This is a genomic window from Streptomyces saintjeani, assembly GCF_055409605.1.
Genome location: NZ_CP189624.1, coordinates 1,891,939 through 1,907,945, shown reverse-complemented (window position 1 = coordinate 1,907,945; position 16,007 = coordinate 1,891,939). Strand labels below are relative to the sequence as shown.

Here is a 16,007-nt window from a genome sequence, read left to right as displayed (position 1 = left end):
GGTGCTCCTCTTTCAGTTCACGGCCGGGGTCAGGATCAGGAGTGCTGTTCCAGCTTCCACCTGGTCGCCGGGTCTGGTCAGGATCTCGTGGACGATTCCGGGAGTCGGGGCGTTGACGCGTGACTCCATCTTCATCGCCTCCAGGGCCAGGAGGGGCTGGCCCGTCGTGACCCTGTCGCCTTGCTGGACGTTCAACTGCCAGACGGACGCCGCGAATTCGGCCTCGATGAGGCGTCCGCCCGGCGGGATCTCGATGCGGGCCGGGGGCGGCGGGGGTGCGTCGGCGGCTTCGGCCCGGGCGAACTCGCCCGCCTCTTCCCAGGCTTGGCGTTCGGCGGCGAAGGCGTGTTGCTGGGTGCGTCTGAACTCCGCGATGGAGTCGGCGTGTTCGGTGAGGAAGCGCTCGTACTCCGCCAGGGAGAACATGCCCTCCTCCACGCGGGGGACGAAGCGGCCGGACGTGATGTCGGCACGCAGGTCGAGGAGTTCGTCCGCGTCGACCGGGTACCACCTGATCCGGTCGAAGAAGCGCAGGAGCCACGGCTTGCCGGGTTCGAAGGCGCCGCGCTGCTGCCAGGGGGACCAGACCTGGGTGGTGCGGCCGACGAACTGGTAGCCGCCGGGGCCCTCCATGCCGTAGACGCACAGGTAGGCGCCGCCGATGCCGACGGAGTTCTCGGCGGTCCAGGTGCGGGCCGGGTTGTACTTCGTGGTGACCAGGCGGTGGCGGGGGTCGAGCGGGGTGGCGACCGGGGCGCCCAGGTAGACGTCGCCCAGGCCGAGTACGAGGTACTCCGCGTCGAAGACCGTGCGGTGGACGTCGTCCGGGGTGTGGAGGCCGTTGACGCGGCGGATGAACTCGATGTTCCAGGGGCACCAGGGGGCGTCGTCGCGGACGCCGGCCATGTAGCGGGCGATGGCCTCGCGGGTGGCGGGGTCGTCCCAGGAGAGGGGGAGGTGGATCGTGCGGGAGGGGACGGTGAGTTGGTCCGTGGGCGGGAGCGCTGAAGCCAACTCACGTGTGCGGGCGAGGAGTTCGGGCAGGGGGAGGCGGCCCGGGTCCGTCTTGATCTGGAGGGAGCGGATGCCCGGGGTGAGGTCCGTGACGCCCTCGATCGCCGCCCGCGTCACCGCTTCCATGAGGGCGTGGACGCGTATGCGCAGCGCCAGATCCAGCTGCAGAGGTCCGAATTCGACCAGGAGGTTGTCGTCGCCGCTGCGGCGGTAGGTGACGTCGCCCTCGCGGGCCAGGATGCCGCCGTCCACGATCTCCGCGCGGGCGGCGCCCGTCGGGTCGACCGGGGTGAAGCGGACCGTGTCGCCCGGGCGGAGCTGGCCCAGCTTCCAGCGTTCCGTGGAGTGGACGGTCGCCGGGCAGACGAAGCCGCCGAGGGAGGGGCCGTCCGGGCCGAGGAGGACCGGCATGTCGCCGGTGTAGTCGACGGCGCCCACGGAGTACGGGGTGTCGTGGATGTTGGAGGGGTGCAGGCCGGCTTCGCCGCCGTCGGTGCGGGACCAGCGGGGTTTGGGGCCGACGAGGCGGACGCCGGTGCGGGCGGAGTTGAAGTGGACTTTCCAGTCGGCGGCGTAGAAGTCGTGGATGTCGGCCTCGGTGAAGAACTCCGGGGCGGCGTGGGGGCCTTCGGTGACGGCGATGTGCCAAGTGGAGGTGAAGGCGGGGGAGTTGACCGGGCGGGGGGTTTCCGGGGCCGGGGTGGGGGCCGCCGCTTCGCCCGTCGCCGGCTCGCGGTGCTCCTCACCGGGAAGCGTCCCGCCGTGCAGCACGTCCCCCGGCCGCAGCGCCCTCCCGCCATGCCCGCCGAACCGTCCCAGCGTGAACGTGCTTGCGCTGCCCAGGAATGGGGGTACGTCCAGGCCGCCCGCGAACAGTACGTACGTCCGCAGCCCGTGTTCCGCCGGGGCGCCGACCTTCAGTACGCCCCCGGCCGGCACCGTCACCGGCTCCCACTGCGGCGCCTTTGCACCGTCCACCGTCACCGGCGCCGGTGCGCCCGTCACGCACACCCGCGCCGTGTGCGTGAACCTCAACTCCGGGCCCTGGAGCGTGCATTCGAGCCCGGCCGTGCCCTCCGGGTTCCCCAGCGCGCGGTTGCCGGCCCGGAACGAGCGGTCGTCCATCGGGCCCGACGGAGGAACGCCCACCTGCCAGTGCCCGGTGCGGCCGGGCCAGTCCTGGACCGTCGTGAGCGTCCCGGCGGACACGACCTCGATGCGGGGCGTCGGGTCGGTGACCGTCGTCAGGGTCGCCGTGGAGTGGGCCGCCGACCTGAACTCGCCCTGCTCCAGCGCCGCTTGCAGCAGGCCGAGGTTCGTCTCGATGCCGTCCACCCTGGTGCCGGCCAGCGCCTCGGACAGGCGGCGCAGCGCGTCGGCGCGGTCGGTGCCGTGCGCGATGACCTTCGCGAGCATCGGGTCGTACGACGTCGTCACCTCCGTGCCGGTCTCCACCCAGCCGTCGACGCGTACGCCGTCCGGGTAGGCGACCCGCGTCAACAGGCCCGCGCTGGGGCGGTGTTCGCGGGTGGGGTCCTCGGCGTAGAGGCGGGCCTCGACGGCGTGGCCGCGTGGTTCCGGCGGGGTGCGGACGATGTCCCGGTCGCCCTGGGCCAGGCGCAGCATCCAGGCGACCAGGTCGACGCCGTAGATCTCCTCCGTGACCGGGTGTTCCACCTGGAGGCGGGTGTTGACCTCCAGGAAGTACGCCTCCTCGCGGGTCGCGTCGTACACGAACTCGACGGTGCCCGCCGATCGGTAGGCGACCGAGGCGCACAAGTCGTGGGCGCTGGTGGTCAGTTGGTGTCTGATGTGGTCCGGGAGGCCGGGGGCCGGGGCTTCCTCGATCACCTTCTGGTTGCGGCGCTGGAGGGAGCAGTCGCGGTCGCCGAAGGTGACGACCTTGCCGGTGCCGTCGCCGAAGACCTGGACCTCGACGTGGCGGGCGTGTTCCACCAGGCGTTCCAGGAAGACGCCTGCCGAGGAGAAGGAGGCGGCGGCCACGCGGTGCACCGACTCCCAGGCGGCGGTGAGGTCTTGGGGAGTGCGGCAGGCCGACATGCCGATGCCGCCGCCCCCGCCGGTCGCCTTCAGCATCACCGGGTAGCCGATCGACCCGGCCTGTTCCAGGGCCACTTCGAGGGAGGGGAGCAGGTCCGTGCCGGGGGCCAGGGGGACGCCTGCCGCCTGGGCCGCCGCTCTCGCCGTGTGTTTCGCGCCGAAGAGGTCCAGGTGGGCCGGGGTGGGGCCGACGAAGACGATGCCCGCGTCCTCGCAGCGGCGGGCGAAACCGGCGTCCTCCGAGAGGAATCCGTAGCCGGGGTGGATCGCTCCCGCGCCGGTGTCCTGCGCGGCCTTCAGGACGAGGCCGGGGTTCAGGTACGAGTCCTTCGCCGGGGCCGGGCCCAGGCGGACCGCCTCGTCGGCGAGGCGTACGTGGGGGGACGCGCGGTCCGGGTCGGAGTACACGGCGACGGTGCGCAGGCCGAGTTGGCGTGCCGTGCGGATGACGCGGGCGGCTATCTCGCCCCGGTTGGCTATGAGGAGGGTGTCGAAGGTCATGCCTGTCCCGCCTCTTCGCCTGGCGCCTCTTCGATCGTCATCTCCACCGCCGTCGGGTCGAAGCCGTTGCACGGGTTGTTGATCTGGGGGCAGTTGGAGACGAGGACCAGGACGTCGCGTTCCGCCCGCAGGGTCACGCGGAGGCCGGGGGAGGAGATGCCGTCGACGATGCCCAGCGCGCCGTCCTCGTCCACCGGGACGTTCATGTACCAGTTGATGTTCGACACCAAGTCCCGTTTGCCGAGGCCGTACTTGGCGCCCTCCGCGAGGAAGTTGTCCACGCACGCGTGCTGGGACCAGGTGTGGTGGCCGTAGCGGAGGGTGTTCGACTCCTTCGAGCAGGCGCCGCCCACCGTGTCGTGGCGGCCCACGTCGTCCCTCGTCACCGTCATCAGCGGGGTGTGTTCGTTCGACAGCAGCACGCTTCCCGTCGTCAGGAAGATGCTGCCCTGTGCGTGGATCGTGTCCGGGGCGCTGTAGCGGATCGTCGTGTCCTGGGCGTCGTACACCAGGAAGTCGACCGCCTGGTTGCCGTGCAGGTCCGTGATCGTGAGGGACTCGCCCTTGCGTACCGTCGCCGACCATGCCGACCGGGGGGCTACCACCGTCATGCCTGACCCCTTGCCGTGAGGAACTCCGAGGTGTTGAGAAACGCTCTGCGGGCCTCCGGGGTGGATGTCCACAGGGGGTCCTGTTCCGTCGTGGGGGCTGCGCGCCAGGCCAGTACCTCCAGGGGGGTACTGGTGTAGTCCTCGCGGGGGTCCGACGGGTGGGGGACGTTCGCGATCAGGATCGTCACGTCCTGTTCCGTGCGGAGGGTGATGCCGGCGCCGGGGCCTGCGGAGCCGGTGAAGTCGACGGTGCCGTCCTGCTGGATGCGTACGCCCTGGAAGAACGACAGCGACGGGGGGAGGTCCCTGGGGTCCAGGCCGTTCTTCGCCGCCGCGAGTTTCAGGAGTTCCCTGCCCGCGGGGGTGGGTGACTGGGGGGTGCCGTCGCCGTAACGGGCCTTGTTCCGTACGAGAGTCGACGTGCCGCACAGGGCGTCGTGCCGTCCCGACGTGTCCTGCGTGATCGTCGCCAGGACCCTTCCCTGGTCCGAGAGGAGGAGGGTGCCCTCCGTGAGGTACGCGTTCCACTGGACCTTCACCGTGTCCGCCACGTTCAGGCGTTCCCACGGGCGGGTGTCGGCGTACAGGAGGATGTGCGCGCACGCGTCTCCTGCCAGGTCCGTGAGGCGCAGGTCCGTTCCCCTCGCCAGGGTGCGGTGCGTGTAGCTGCCTCCAGCCACCGTCTCCGCCCACGTCAAATGGCCTGCCTCGCAGGGTGGTTGCGGCCATTCTCTCGCCGGTATCACCGGCATGGCCGCTGCCTTCGTGCCCTCCTGGGCTCTGGCGTGGGCGCGGGCTCCGTGCGGGGTGGCTGTTGCCATGAGGGCCTCCGGGCGGGCGGTTTCTGTCGCTCGACAGAAATTAGAGGCCGGGGGATTCGGGGGGATTGCCCGGGGGTTTCGGCGGGGTTGCGGGGGGCTCACGGGTGCGGCGGGGGCAAATTTTTCCTCGCCCCCGCCGCCCCTGCCGGTCCCCTTTCTGGGGGCCGCCGCGCATACCGCCGCCGTGCATGCCGCCCCCTGAAACCCCGCGTCCCTCTCAGTACCCCCTCCACCACGTCAGCACCCGCCGCCACACCCCCGGCCGCCGCTCCTCGCCCGTCGGAGGGCTCGCCGGCGTGACAACCGGTACCGCCGGCTCCTCCACCGCAGCCTTCTCCTCCACTGTCTTCCGCCGCACCGGCAACGGCCAACTCCCCCGAGGCTGAGGCAAGTTCGCATGGCTCGGCTTGTGCGTGATGTCCTGCTGCGGCTTCGGGTCGAAGTGGACCGGCAACGACACCAGATGCCGGGAGGAGATGGACTGGGTGTAGCGCAACTCGGACTCGGGACAGTCGAGTTGGACATCGGGCAGGCGGAAGAGCAGCGCGTCGACACCCACGTCGGCGATCGCGCGGCCCACGTCCTGGCCGGGACATTCGTGCGCGCCGCTGCCGAAGGCCAGGTGGGACCGGTTCCCGCGCATGTTCGCCGAGAGGTCGGGCCGCATCAGGGGATCGACGTTCGCGGGGGCCGGCGCGAAGAGGAGCCCGTCGCCCTTGCGGATGCGCTGCCCGCCCAACTCCGTGTCGACCTTGGCGAAGTAGGCGAAGATCGTGCTGAACGGCGGGTGGTCCCACAGGGACTGCTCCACCGCCTCGGGCACCGTCATCTGGCCGCCGTTGAGCCTGGCGTAGAAGCGCGGGTCGATGATGACCTGGAGCAGCACGCTGGACAGCAGGTTGACACTGGCCTCGTACGCGGCGAACAGCAACAGCCGCAGGTGTTCGCGGACTTCGTCGTCGGTGAGCTTCGCGGGGTGCGTGACGAGCTTGCTCGCCGCGTCGTCGGAGGGTTCGGCGCGCCGGCGGGCGGTCAGCCGGCTGAGCGCGTCCATGACGTACCCGTGACTGGCGATGGCCGTCTCGGTGCCCTTGAGCGCGTCGCGGGCCGCGTGCACGAGCCGGTCGTTGTACTCCTCGGGCATGCCGAGGACGTGGCACATGACGGCCATCGGCAGATGCTCGGCGAACTGCGAGACCAGCTCGGCCTTCCCGCTCTCGCAGAACTCGTTGACGAGCCGCTGCGAGGACCGGTTGATGTACCGGCGCAGCGTCCGGTCGTCGAGCCCTTCCATGGACGCCTTGACGGCGGCGCGCAGCCGCTTGTGCTCGTCGCCCTCGGCGTGCGAGGCGATGGGCTGCCAGGCGATGTGCGGCATCAGCGGGTGGTCGGGCTTGACCTGCCCCTCGACGAGCGGCGTCCAGATCCGGCTGTCGCGGGTGAAGTGCGTGGGGGAGCGCACCATGTGCAGGTTCTCGGCGTGCCCGAGGACGATCCAGACGGGTACGTCGTCGTGGAGGAGGACCGGTGCGACGGGCCCGTGCTCCTCGCGCAACCGCTCGTACAGCGCGTTGAGATCCTCGGAGCCGGGCCCGAACAGCCGGGTCAGTCCCCCCGCACCGCGCCCGTGGGCGGGGCAGCCGACGGGGGGTTCGGTGGTGGTGTGGTCAGACGTCACGGGAAGAGGTCGCTTTCATGACGTGGACGGCGGCGTCAGACGAGAGCGCCGTTGTCCAGAAGGGTGTTGAGGAAGGCCATGAGGGTCGTCAGGAGGTCCCGGCTGGAGGCGCGCCGCCGTACGTCGCACTCGATGATCGGGATCCGGGGATGCAGGTCGAGTGCCCCGCGCAGCACGGGAATCGGGTAACGGGGCCCGTCGGGAAAGGTGTTGACGCCGACGATGAACGGCACCCCGCGCTCTTCGAGCCGCCCCATCACCTCGTAACTCACGTCCATCCGCCGGGTGTCGACGAGGACGACCGCCCCGAGCGCCCCTTCGAAGAGCCCGTTCCACAGGAACCAGAACCGCTCCTGGCCGGGCGTCCCGAAGAGGTAGAGCACGAACTCGTCGCTGATGCGGATGCGCCCGAAGTCCATGGCGACGGTGGTCGCGGTCTTCGTCTCGGAGCCGCAGTCGTCGTCGACGCCGATCCCGGCCTGCGTCATGGTCTCCTCGGTGGTCAGCGGCCTGATCTCGCTGACGGAGCCGACCATGGTGGTCTTGCCGACGCCGAACCCGCCCACGATGACGATCTTCGCGGCGGCGGCGGTGGAGTGCGGGAGCCGGTCCTCGGCGCGTGGGCCGGGGAGCGTGTCAGAGGCGTTGAAGTCCATGCATCACCGCTTCGAGGAGGGACCGGTCGGGGATCTTCTGCCGGACGACGGGCGCGCGCGAGTCGAGGAGTCCGGCCGCGAGCATGTCGGTGATCAGCACGGACACGACGCTGAACGGCAGCGAGAGGTACGCGGACACCTCGGCCAGGGACAGCGGCGTCGCGCACATCCGCAGCACCACCGTCCGCTCGGGGCCGGTCGAGGAGTTCGGCTCGGTCCGCGCCACGACGAGCGTCACCAGGTCGAGGGGAGCGCGCTCGCCGTCGGCGTCCGAGATCGTGTAGAGCCGTTCGGGGGCCTTCTTCTCCTTCCCGTCCCCGCCCGCCGCCGGTTCGGCCGGCCGGGGCAGGGTGCGCAGGGCGCCGCGTCGCCGGCGTTGCGGAGGAGTCATACGCTCTGCCCTTTGTGCCGGGGCGGACTCGTGAGGTGCGATCCGATGCGTACGACGAGGTCGCGCATGTGCAGGCTCATCGCGCCCGGCTCGCAGCGCACGTCGGACAGGACGGCGAGGAAGGCCCCGGCGCCCGCGGCCATCAGGTAGAAGTAGCCGCCGTCCATCTCGATGACGACGAGCTTCATGTCGCCCCGGACGGTGGGGATCTCCTCGGCGACGGCCCCGGCGAGGCTCTGGAGGCCCGCGCAGGCGGCGGCGACGCGGTCGGCGGCGTCCGGGTCGCCGCCGTAGCGGGCGATGCGCAGCCCGTCGGCGGAGAGCACCACGATCATCTCGATGCCCGGGACGCCGCTGTAGAGCTCCTTGAGCATCCAGTCGAAGTTGGCGCGCTGCTTGATCACGTCGGGTCCCCTTCGTCGTCGGCCGTGGCCTTGTCGTCGATCAGGTGCAGGTATGCGGTGGGATTGCGGGTGAAGTCGGTGGGGTGGACGCCCTCGGGCGTGTTGTCCTTCAGGCCCGCCCAGAACGCCTCGAAGCCGAGGCCGGGCGCGGGACCGCTCGGCGCGGGCTTGGCCAGCACGCGCGCGGCGGCCTTTGCCCACATCTCCTCCTCCTCGTCGACCGCCACCGGCTCGCCGCGCTCGGCGGCGGCCTTCTCGGCGGCCTCCTCGGCGAGCTGGCGCCGGTATGCCTCCGGGTAGGAGTCGAGGATGGAGACGACGGCCTTGCTGCGCCGCTGCGGCAGCCCCTCGGCCGTCCACTCGGTGACCTCCGGGGTCTCCTCCTCCATGGACACCCCCTCGGGCAGCCGGGGACTGGTCGGCCGGCGCTTCTTCGGCCTGCGCTGCGGCCCCTTGACGCCGCCGAGGTCGAGGGTCGGGGTGGCGCCCGCGCCGATGCCGTGCGCGTAGATCGTCTCCGGGCCCTCGGTGAGCATCTCGGCGGGCACGATCAGGACGGCGCGGACCCCGCCGTACGCCGAGACCCGCAGCGAGCACTGCATGTTGAACGTCGTGCACAGCCGGCCCACCACCGCGAGCCCGAGCTGCGGGGCGCCGCCGTCGTCGTGGATGTCCTCGCCGCGCTTGGCGTCCTCCAGGATGCGTTCGACCCGGGCGCGGCCCTCCTCGCTGAGGCTGACGCCGGCGTCCTCGATCTCGATGGCGATGCCGGTCTGCACCTCGATCGCGTTCACGTGGACCGTGCTCGCCGGAGGGGAGAACCGCGTGGCGTTGTCCATGAGTTCGGCGCACGCGTGGATGACCGGCTCCACCGAGATGCCCCGGATGTTGACCTTCGCGATCGACTCCAGCTTGATCCGCGGGTACTCCAGGATGCGCGACATGCCGCCGCGCAGCACGCTGTACAGCGGCACCGGCGCGGGCCACTGGCGGCTCGGCCTGCCGCCGCCGATGACGCCGACCGAGTCCGCGAGGCGGCCGATCATCGCCGTGCCGTGGTCGATGCGCAGCAGGTCGTCGAAGACGTGCGGGTTGTTGCCGTGGTCGTACTCCATCTCCAGCAGCTCGTCGTTCTGCTGGTGCACGATCGCCTGGATGCGGCGGGCGACCGAGGTGTACGACCGCAGCGCCGAGTCCCGGAGGTTCTCCTGGTGCTCGACGATGTCCAGGACCCGCGTGACGACGCCCGCCTGGGCGCGGTCGAGGTCGCGGAACGTCGGGTCGATGTCCGGCATCAACTGGACCACTTCCCGGGGGGAGTTGCCCGCCCTCAGCACCTTCACCGCCGTCGGGATGTGGTCCTCGACGACTCTCAGGTTGAGGTCCGCGTACGCCTCGATCCGCCGCTCCAGCGCGGCCGTGCGGCGCTCCGCGTCCGCGTGCAGCTCCCGTAGCCGGCGTCCGCGCCGGACCACCTCCACCGCCGTCATCACCACCAGCACCGTGGCCACGGCCCCGCACACGCCGACCGCGACCCGAGCCGACCGCGGGACCAGCGCGAGGGCCGCCCCGCTCACCGCGGTCATCAGTATCGCCGGGGGCAACAGCACCCGGGCGAAGGGGCGTTCACGTCCGGGCGGGGACTGCGTGGAGGACTGAGCACTCACCATGAGGGACCCTCTGTCGGGAATTGTCCGCATCTTCAGAATATTCGGGAACAAGCGCACGAATACATCTCAACTCGGCGCACCGTGGGCGAGCTTAGTCCGACCGGATCAACGCCGGGTCATGTTCGGCAACCGCCTGAAAGGGATCCCCCTGTGGGGGTATGGTCGTTCGGTTTGCGCGCTGCGGAATCGTTCGAACGCGTACGGTGACCGGGTACGGGCGTACGAGAGTTGACGCCGGGGCGGGTGAACCCGGGCGGTGCGTACGGGAGTTCAGGCGCCCGCGATCCTCAGCGCCGCGTCGGCCGTCGCCCGCGCGAACTCGGAGACCGGGCGGTCCGGGTCCGAGCGGTGGACCAGGATCACGCCCTCGATCAGGCCGAAGACCAGGTCGGTACGGAGGCTCAGCTCGCCGTCCTTCAGGGACGTCGCCTCCGCCACCAACGCCCGGTACGCCGCCTTCAGTTCATCCCGGGACTCCCTGAAGCCCGCGAAGCGCTCCCCCCGCACCTCGGGGAGCAGGTACAGGCCGCCCAGGTTGTGCTCGCCGCCGCACAGCACCTCCACGTCCGCCCGGCACAGCTCCCACAGGCGGTCCCTGGCAGGCTGCTCCTTCGCGAGCAGCGTCCGTGCGTACGCCAGCGACGGGGACACCGTCGACTCCAGCAGCTCCGCGAGCAGTTCCTCTTTGCCGGACACGTAGTGGTACATCGTCGCCTGGCGCATTCCCGCCCGCTCCGCCACCGCCCTCGTGCTCGTCGCCGCGTACCCCTTCACGGTGAACAGTTCCGCCGCGGCCGTCAGCAGTTCCCGCCGGGGGTCCGCGCCGCGTCCCGCGCGCTCCACCGCCCGGGGGCGTCCTACACGCCGTCCACCTGGGGTTGTCGCCATGAGGGGATCCTCGCACACGTGCGTTCTCGTGCCCTTTATGCCGGGGCGCTTCCCCCGGACCACTCCTCGTACTCCTCCCACGCCTCCAGCGTGCGCCTGCTGTACAGGTGGTGCTCCCTGCCCGTGACCGGGTCCGTGAAGTGGAGTTCTCCGGCGAGGAGTTGGAGCGGGCGGTGGAAGTCCGTCGGGGGGATGGGGGGTTGGACCTCCGGGTACAAGGGGTCGCCCAGGATGGGGATCCCCAACGACGCCATGTGTACGCGGAGTTGGTGTGTCTGGCCCGTTTCCGGGGTCAGGCGGTACCGGGCCAGGTTCTCGCGGTGCGCTGTCTCGGTGATGTGCGTGATCGCGTTCGGGGGGCCCGGGATCTCCAGCGTGGTCAGGGAGGTGCGGGGTTTCTCCATGCGGGAACTCAGGGTGCGGGGGAGGGGTTCGCGCGGGGTGCGGGGGGCCACCGCCTCGTACACCTTCCGGATCTTCCGGTCCCTGAACAGCGTCTGGTACGCGCCCCTGTCCTGCGGACGGACCGTGAACATCACGAGGCCGGCTGTCAGCCGGTCCAGACGGTGGGCCGCGCCGAGGGCGGGGATGCCTAGGCCCTTGCGGAGACGGGCCAGCGCCGTCTGGGTGATGTGGCTGCCTCGGGGGGTGGTGGCGAGGAAGTGGGGCTTGTCGGCGACGAGGAGGTGGGCGTCGCGGTAGACGACGTCGATGGCGAAGGGTACGGGGATCTCGGGCGGGACGTCCCGGTGGAACCACACGTACGCCCCCGGCGCGAAGGGGCTGTCCCCGTCCAGGGCCTGCCCATCGACGCCGACGATCTCACCTCTCCGGAACAGGCCCTCGACGACACCCTCTCCGGCCCCGCTGAGTCGCCCGACGAGGTACTCCTGAACCGTCCCCCACGTCCCCTCCCCAGGCAGCCGCACCCGGACCGGGTCCACACCGTCCCGCTGGGGGAGGGGGGAGGGAGGGGCGGGGGTACGACGGCGTCTCATGGCAGGTCAGGGTACGGGGTGGGGGTGCGGGCCTTGTCCGTCAAAAACCTCTGCATCCCGGCAGGCATCCCCGGCAGGATCTGCGTATGCCCTTTCTCACCGCCCCAGTGCTCCCCGCCGGGACCCTCTCCAGCCGTCCCCAGCCTCGCCTGCCCACGGCGGACGGGCTGCTGCTGCGGCCCTTCGAGGCGGGGGACGTACCTGCTGTGCACGCCGTTTTCCAGGACCCGGTGATGCACCGGTGGCACCTGCGGGCGGCGCGGTCGCTGGAGGAGGCCGGGGGGTGGGTGCAGGAGTGGCGGGGGCAGTGGTCGGGGGAGAGGAACGCTCAGTGGGCGGTTGCCGACGCTGGCACCGATGCGCTGCTCGGGCGGGTCGCGCTGAGGGAGATCGTGCTCGACGACGGCCTCGCCGAGATGGCGTACTGGACGGCCCCCGAGGCCCGGGGGCGGGGCGTGGCCGCGCGGGCCACCGCCGTACTGAGCCGGTGGGCCCTGGACGAGGTCGGGTTCCACCGGCTGGAACTCCAGCACGCCACCGCCAACAACGCTTCCTGCCGGGTCGCCGAAAAGGCAGGCTTCACCCTGGAGGGCACCAGGCGAGGCGCGGGCCTCCACGCCGACGGGTGGCACGACATGCACCTCCACGCGCGGGTGCAGGGAGACCCGGCCCCCTGAGCGTCACGCCTTCCGGCGCCGGGCCCGGTACGCCACCCCGAGCGCCACCGTCGCCCCCAGGAACAGCACCGTGAACCACTGGAAGTACCAGTGACCGCCCTCCGGGTCGTACACGGCTGCCCGGGGCCAGGCGAGGTTGACGGTCATCAAGGCGCCGTACGTCACCGCTGTCGCGTTGACCGGGAGGCCCCAGCGGCCCAGGGAGAACAAGGGGGCGCCTGTCTCGTCCGTGCCCTCGGAGTGGGCCCAGGTGCCGCGCAGGCGCTGGACGAGGAGCGGGCCCGTGACCATCGCGTAGGCCAGGTACAGCATGACGATGCAGGTCGTGCCGATCGCCAGGAACGCTTCCGGGGACGTGAAGTTGAGCAGGAGCAGGGCCGCCGCGAGGGTGCCCACGGTCACCGCGGGGGCCGTCGGCATGCCGGTGCGGGGGTTGACGCGGGACAGGGTTCGCGCGAGCGGCAAGTGGCCGTCCCGGGCCATCGAGAAGAGCATGCGGGAGGCGGACGTCTGGATGGCCAGGGTGGCCACCGCGATGGCCACCACCACGTCCGCCAGCAGCGCCTTGCCCACCCCGTCGCCGAGGCTGCTCGTCAGGACGTAGCTCAGGCCGTCCGTCGCCAGCCGGCCGTCCGTGAGGCTGGGGGCGGCGAGGATGCCGGCGAGGACGATCAGGCCGCCCAGCAGGCCGGCGGCGGTGAGGGCCGTGAGGATCGTGCGGGGGGCCGTGCGGCGGGGGTGATGGGTCTCCTCGCTCATCTCGCCCGCGCTGTCGAAGCCGATCATGACGTACGCGGCGGTGAAGGAGCCGACGAGGAGGGCGCCCAGCACCCCGTCGTGACCGGTGGTTTCGAACGTGATCGTCGGGGTGCGTTCCGAGTGCGTCAGGAGCAGGACGACGATGAGGATCGCGCCGATGATCTCCGCGGTGACGCCGACGCGGTTCACGGCGGACAGGACACGATTGTCCAGGACGTTGACCACGGTCGTCAGGGCGAGGAGGGCCACGCCCAGGAGCGCCGCGTTGGCCGCGCCGTCGGGTGACGTGGGGGCGGGGTCCGTGCCGATGAGCTGGAAGCCGGACCACAGCGCGGGGAGGACCATCTGGAGGGCCAGGGCCGCCGCGGCGACCACCACGATCTGGCCGATCACCATGATCCAGCCCGCGAACCAGCCGAACGCGGGCGTGGAGAGCCGGGACGACCACTGGTAGATCGCCCCGGAGATCGGGTACCGCGCGGCGAGTTCGGCGAAGCAGGCGGCCACCGCGAGCTGGCCGAGCAGCACCACCGGCCAGGCCCAGAAGAAGACGGGGCCGCCGAACGCGTACCCGAACGCGAAGAACTGGAAGACGGTGGTGAGGACGGAGATGAAGGAGAACCCGGCGGCGAAGGAGGCGTACCGGCCGAGGCTGCGGTGCAGTTCCTGGCGGTAGCCGAACTCCGCCAGGGAGTCGGAGGGGTGAGCTGTCGTGGGGTGGAGGTCGGGGAGGGGAGGGGTGGTCGTCACGGCGGCACCTGCCTTGGGCGCGTGCTCCAGCACGTATTCCTGTCGGGTGACAGAAATTAGGGAAGTGCTGTTGCGTACGCGTCACGCGGGCATGTCCGAGACGGACCCAACTCCTCACGGGCCCCCGGGCGTCAGGGCCTCACGCCGCCGGAGTCTCCTGCTCCGCCTCGATCCGCGCGTTCCACTCCCGCTTCGACGCCTGCCATCCGTCCTCGTCGTGCCCGAGCCGCCAGTACCCGGAGATGGACAGGTCCTCGCGGGTCAACTCGCGCTCGACGCGCAGCAGGTGCCGCAGCTCCTTCACGAAGTGCGCCTCGCCGTGGACGAAGGCGTGCACGCGCCCCTCGGGCCACTCAAGCCCTTGTGCGGCCGGGACGAGCAGATCGCCCACCGGCCGCTCACCCCGGTGCAGCCACGTGACCTCGATGTCGGAGTCGATCTTCTGCTCCTCCTCGGGCCCGGAGACCTCGATGAAGGCGTGGGCGACGGCCCCCGCGGGCAGCGCCTCAAGCGCGGCGGCGATCGCGGGCAGCGCGCTCTCGTCCCCGGCGAAGAGGTGCCAGTCGGCGTCGGGGGAGGGGGCGTAGGCGCCGCCGGGTCCCATGAAGTGGACGGTCTCGCCCGGCTGGACGCGCATCGCCCAGGGCCCGGCGAGCCCCTCGTCGCCGTGCAGGACGAAGTCGAGGGTCAGCTCGCGGTGTTCCGCGTCCCAGTGGCGGACCGTGTAGGTGCGGGTCACCGGCCATTGTTCGCGGGGGAGTTCCTCGCGGATGCGTTCCATGTCGAAGGGCTCCGGGTAGGAGACGCCCTCGGGGGCGAACAGCATCTTGACGTAGTGGTCGGTGCAGGTGCCCGCCGCGAACTCGGCCAGTCCCTCGCCGCCGAGCACGACCCGTTGCATGTGCGGGGTGAGCCGTTCAGTGCGGACGACCCGCGCGGAGTGGGGCTTCCGCGGCTTCCGTGCCGGACGTTCTGACATGACGGCCTCCCATGCTGTTATGGTTAGGTTTACCTAAGTTAGCATCACTCCCCCCACTCTCGCCCCCTTCGCCAGGGGGCTTGTTTGCGTGTTCCCGCACGATCCCCGCCCACCTGCGGGAACGCCCCTCCTTTTTGCGAGAACATGACTTCCGGAACGGGAAATCCGTCACCTCACCGGGTTCCCTCCAACGTCCCCAGCAACCTCCCCAGCGACCCGCCCAACCCCCACCGCGCACCCAGCGCCGCCACCAGCTCGCCGTCCCGAGCCCCCCGCGGCAACGCCGTCTCCACCTCGGGCAGCGGTACGTCCCCGGCGACCTGCACGACCTTCGGCGCGACGGCGACGTACGGCCGCGACTCGTCGAGCCGCCCCCGCTGCGAAGGCGTCAGCTTCGCCGACGGGTCGTCCACGGCCGCCATGATCCCGGCCAGGTCCCCGAACTCGGCCAGCAGTTTCGCCGCCGTCTTCTCCCCGATCCCCGGCACCCCGGGCAGCCCGTCGCTCGGGTCGCCCCGCAGCAGCGCCAGGTCCGCGTACCCGCGCCCGTCCACCCCGTACTTCTCGCGGAGCACGGCCTCGTCGGTGATCTGGAGCGTGCCGACGCCCTTGATCGGGTACAGGACGCGGACTCCCCGTACGTCGTCCACGAGCTGGTACAGGTCGCGGTCCCCGGTGACGATGTCCACCGGCCCCTTCGCGCGCGCCGTGAACGTGCCGATCACGTCGTCCGCCTCGTACCCCTCGACCCCCACCCGCGCGATGCCCACCGCGTCGAGCACCGCCTCGATGATCGGCACCTGCGGGGACAGCGTGTCCGGGATCTCCTCGGCGTCCGGACCGGCCGCACGCTCCTCGGCGACCCGGTGCGCCTTGTACGACGGGATGAGGTCGACCCGCCACTGGGGGCGCCAGTCGGCGTCCATGCAGGCCACGAGCTCGTCGGGGTGGTGGTCCTTGACCAGCCGGTCGATGAACTCCAGGAGGCCGCGCACCGCGTTCACGGGCGTCCCGTCCGGCGCCTTCACGGACTCCGGGACGCCGAAATAGGCGCGGAAGTAGAGGGAGGCGGTGTCGAGAAGCATCAGTCGTCCGGTCACCCCCGCATCATGCCGCACGGCACTGACAGCGACCCGTCCGCGTTCACCC

Annotated in this window: 14 protein-coding genes; 1 reads left to right on the top strand and 13 read right to left on the bottom strand. The window is 71.1% G+C overall.

Going from position 1 to position 16,007, the window contains the following annotated elements:
• Positions 1 to 12: 12 nt before the first annotated feature.
• From ACQCO7_RS08470 to ACQCO7_RS08425, 10 genes are all read right to left on the bottom strand, one after another.
• Positions 13 to 3,576, bottom strand: a complete 3,564-nt coding sequence (locus ACQCO7_RS08470; protein WP_464071231.1) for a 5-oxoprolinase/urea amidolyase family protein — start codon at positions 3,574 to 3,576, stop codon at positions 13 to 15.
• Entirely contained in the window at positions 3,573 to 4,187 is a 615-nt protein-coding gene (locus ACQCO7_RS08465) for an urea amidolyase associated protein UAAP2 (protein ID WP_464071230.1), read from the bottom strand. The genes ACQCO7_RS08470 and ACQCO7_RS08465 overlap by 4 nt, the downstream gene beginning before the upstream one ends.
• On the bottom strand, positions 4,184 to 5,008 hold the full coding sequence (locus ACQCO7_RS08460; RefSeq protein ID WP_464071229.1) for an urea amidolyase associated protein UAAP1: 825 nt from the start codon (positions 5,006 to 5,008) through the stop codon (positions 4,184 to 4,186). The genes ACQCO7_RS08465 and ACQCO7_RS08460 overlap by 4 nt, the downstream gene beginning before the upstream one ends.
• A gap of 217 nt (positions 5,009 to 5,225) precedes the next feature.
• Entirely contained in the window at positions 5,226 to 6,686 is a 1,461-nt protein-coding gene (locus ACQCO7_RS08455; protein ID WP_464071228.1) for a cytochrome P450, read from the bottom strand.
• Positions 6,687 to 6,721: 35 nt separating this feature from the next.
• A complete protein-coding gene (locus ACQCO7_RS08450) occupies positions 6,722 to 7,342 on the bottom strand; it encodes a GTP-binding protein (protein WP_464071227.1) in 621 nt (206 codons plus the stop codon).
• Positions 7,323 to 7,733 carry a DUF742 domain-containing protein gene (locus ACQCO7_RS08445; protein ID WP_464071226.1) on the bottom strand — a complete coding sequence of 137 codons (411 nt, stop codon included), beginning with the start codon at positions 7,731 to 7,733 and terminating at the stop codon, positions 7,323 to 7,325. Before ACQCO7_RS08445 ends, ACQCO7_RS08450 begins: the two co-directional genes overlap by 20 nt.
• The gene (locus ACQCO7_RS08440; RefSeq protein WP_059047605.1) at positions 7,730 to 8,137 is read right to left on the bottom strand and encodes a roadblock/LC7 domain-containing protein; all 408 of its coding nucleotides are present in this window, start codon (positions 8,135 to 8,137) and stop codon (positions 7,730 to 7,732) included. The genes ACQCO7_RS08445 and ACQCO7_RS08440 overlap by 4 nt, the downstream gene beginning before the upstream one ends.
• Positions 8,134 to 9,807: an ATP-binding protein gene (locus ACQCO7_RS08435; RefSeq protein ID WP_464071225.1), complete on the bottom strand. Its 1,674-nt coding sequence runs from the start codon at positions 9,805 to 9,807 to the stop codon at positions 8,134 to 8,136. Before ACQCO7_RS08435 ends, ACQCO7_RS08440 begins: the two co-directional genes overlap by 4 nt.
• A 270-nt stretch (positions 9,808 to 10,077) precedes the next feature.
• Entirely contained in the window at positions 10,078 to 10,695 is a 618-nt protein-coding gene (locus ACQCO7_RS08430) for a TetR/AcrR family transcriptional regulator (RefSeq protein WP_464071224.1), read from the bottom strand.
• Between the two features lie 35 nt (positions 10,696 to 10,730).
• Positions 10,731 to 11,693 (bottom strand): pseudouridine synthase, encoded by a 963-nt coding sequence (locus ACQCO7_RS08425; protein WP_464071223.1) that lies wholly within the window; start codon positions 11,691 to 11,693, stop codon positions 10,731 to 10,733.
• Between the two features lie 86 nt (positions 11,694 to 11,779).
• Here ACQCO7_RS08425 and ACQCO7_RS08420 point away from each other — a divergent pair, with 86 nt between their 5' ends.
• A complete protein-coding gene (locus ACQCO7_RS08420; protein WP_464071222.1) occupies positions 11,780 to 12,370 on the top strand; it encodes a GNAT family N-acetyltransferase in 591 nt (196 codons plus the stop codon).
• Between the two features lie 3 nt (positions 12,371 to 12,373).
• On the opposite strand, the gene ACQCO7_RS08415 is transcribed toward ACQCO7_RS08420, so the two are convergent.
• The 3 genes from ACQCO7_RS08415 to ACQCO7_RS08405 form a co-directional block, all read right to left on the bottom strand.
• Positions 12,374 to 13,879 (bottom strand): amino acid permease, encoded by a 1,506-nt coding sequence (locus tag ACQCO7_RS08415; RefSeq protein WP_464071221.1) that lies wholly within the window; start codon positions 13,877 to 13,879, stop codon positions 12,374 to 12,376.
• A gap of 139 nt (positions 13,880 to 14,018) precedes the next feature.
• Positions 14,019 to 14,858 (bottom strand): siderophore-interacting protein, encoded by an 840-nt coding sequence (locus tag ACQCO7_RS08410; protein WP_464071220.1) that lies wholly within the window; start codon positions 14,856 to 14,858, stop codon positions 14,019 to 14,021.
• Positions 14,859 to 15,031: 173 nt separating this feature from the next.
• Positions 15,032 to 15,958, bottom strand: a complete 927-nt coding sequence (locus tag ACQCO7_RS08405; protein ID WP_464071219.1) for a 5'-3' exonuclease — start codon at positions 15,956 to 15,958, stop codon at positions 15,032 to 15,034.
• Positions 15,959 to 16,007: the final 49 nt, after the last annotated feature.